Annotated in this window: 1 protein-coding gene; it reads right to left on the bottom strand. The window is 66.8% G+C overall.

Annotated elements, in window-relative coordinates; genetic code table 11:
• Positions 1 to 131 precede the first annotated feature (131 nt).
• Positions 132 to 1,607 (bottom strand): group II intron reverse transcriptase/maturase, encoded by a 1,476-nt coding sequence (gene ltrA / locus U9977_RS26020; RefSeq protein WP_322751920.1) that lies wholly within the window; start codon positions 1,605 to 1,607, stop codon positions 132 to 134.
• Positions 1,608 to 2,163: the final 556 nt, after the last annotated feature.

Below are 2,163 nucleotides of genomic sequence, written 5' to 3'. Positions count from 1 at the left end.
AAACAGTGAGGTCGACCCGGAGTGCGGTGATGGCCTTGCGGCCATTCCGTTCCTCCGGGTCGCCTCCCGAACCCGGCGTGCGCCGCTAAGCGCACCGGGCTCTCCACAAGCCCCGCGGGCCCGTGCTCACCTCATGTCGTGCTCGGCCACGGCTTCGGGATGCGGCCTCCCCGGTAGTAGTAACGCCGAGCGCTCACTCTTGCCGGGTCGAACAGCTCCACTCCACCTTCGGCGGGCCAGATGCCGTAGCGTCGGCGTAGAATCTTCCACGGAACACGCCGGTGCTTGCGGTCCTGCCACCTGACGATCTCTTTCCAGAGGTAAGCCCTCAAGTAGCTGAAGGTCGCGTTCGAGCATCCGTACTTGAAGTACGCGGTCCAGCCCCGCAGCACCCGGTTGAGCTGGTGCAGCAGGTCTTCGAGCGTCAGGTTCGTGTTCCTCCGGCAGATCGCCTTCGTCTTGGCCGTGACGGCGGCCAGCGCCTTCTTGGCCGGATAGACGTAGACGTAGTGCTTGCCGGTGCCCCGCTTTCGGTGGCGCTGAATACGCCAGCCGAGAAAGTCGAGGCCCTCGTCGACATGGGTGACCAGGGTCTTCTCCGGCGACAGGCGCAAGCCCACCGTGGACAGGACCCCGGCGATCTCCTCCCGCAGCGCCTCGGCGTCGGCCTTGGTGCCCGAAACCAGCAGGCACCAGTCGTCCGCGTACCGGCAGAGCCGGTAGTTGGGCAGACCTTGACGGCGCCGCTTCGCCCGTTGGTACGGGCTGGCGCCAGGGCCGCCCGGACCCTGGGCGACGTACTCGTCCAGGACCGAGAGAGCCACGTTACTCAGCAACGGGGAAAGAATCGACCCTTGCGGACTACCGGCGTCGGTGTTCACCAGCGTGCCGTCCTCGGTGAGGACACCCGCTTTCAGGAACGCCTTCACCAGAGCCAGGACGCGTTTGTCACCGACACGACCCCGCACCCGGTCCAGCAAGGCGGAATGCGAGATCTCGTCGAAACAGGCTTTGATGTCACCTTCCACGACCCACTCGTACGTGCGGGACGCGAAATGGTGCACCTCCGCCACCGCGTCGTGAGCCCGGCGGTTCGGACGGAACCCGTAGGAACACGGAAGAAAATCCGCCTCGAAAATAGGCTCCAACACCAGCTTCAACGACGCCTGCGCCACCCGGTCACGAACGGTTGCGACCCCGAGGTAGCGGACCTTCCCGCCCGCCTTGGGGATCGCGCGCCGCCGCGCCGGCAGGGGCTGGAAGGTGCGGGACTTCAGATCTTCCCACAGTTCCGCGAGGAACTCCTCCATCCCACGCACGGACTCGATGTAGCGGGCGGTTTCGCCGTCCACCCCGGCCGTGCGCGCGCCCTTGTTGTTCCGGACCCGGTCCCAGGCGACCAGCAGGAAGCCTGGGTCCGCGACGAGGTTGAACAGGTCGTCGAACCTGCGACGAGGGTCGTCACCGGCCCAACGGTGGAGCTTGGCCTGGATCTCCAGTACCCGGCGTTCCGCCTCAAGTAGAGCGGCCGCCGGTCGTCGGTGTTCACCGACGACCTCCTGGTGTTCCAGCACGTCCACCGCCGACTTGCTGGCCCCCTTCGCCATGCGCGGGCCTCTCGCCCGCTCGGACTACTACGGGACCTCCGCCCCGTCCCGCGCCTTCGACAGACGACGTGTCTATCCCGTTACTCGGGGTGGCTCCCGGGAAAAGGGAACGACACGGGACGGTTCCCGTGTTCACTGAGAATCGATCGACCAGTCCGGCATCCAGCTTTGCCCCGGCAGCATCGCCACGGCTACGCCGCAGGCTTTCACCGTGACCTCCCCACCGACACGCCAAGTCAGCTACGGAGTCGGCCCGCCCACCAGGCGGACCGTGCACTGCACCCCGGCCTGTATCCGCCAGATTTAAGCCGGTGCCACGCTTACGGAGCTTTACCACTGGTTCCTCTCGTACACCCTCTGGTCTCGCTCGCCGGACCCGGCCCGTCTGGCAGTCCCGAACAGTCCCGGCTTTGTCAGCGCTGCTTCCCGCCCTCCCCGGCGTCTCCCGGGTCAGACTGCGCTCAGCTCCCACCGGACTGCTGCGACAGCCCAGCGAGGAGGTCTCGCACCTCCTTCGATCCTCAGCGCCTCACGGCGCACCAGCGCCTCGTGGCGC

This window comes from Protofrankia sp. Cas8, assembly GCF_963555845.1.
Classification (GTDB): domain Bacteria; phylum Actinomycetota; class Actinomycetes; order Frankiales; family Frankiaceae; genus Protofrankia.
Note: the sequence above shows the minus strand (reverse complement) of the source record. Positions and strands in the feature narration are given on the sequence as shown.

Excerpts from the sequence above, each read along its gene's own strand:
- ltrA (WP_322751920.1), bottom strand. The coding sequence starts at position 1,607 with ATGGCGAAGGGGGCCAGCAAGTCGGCGGTGGACGTGCTGGAACACCAG.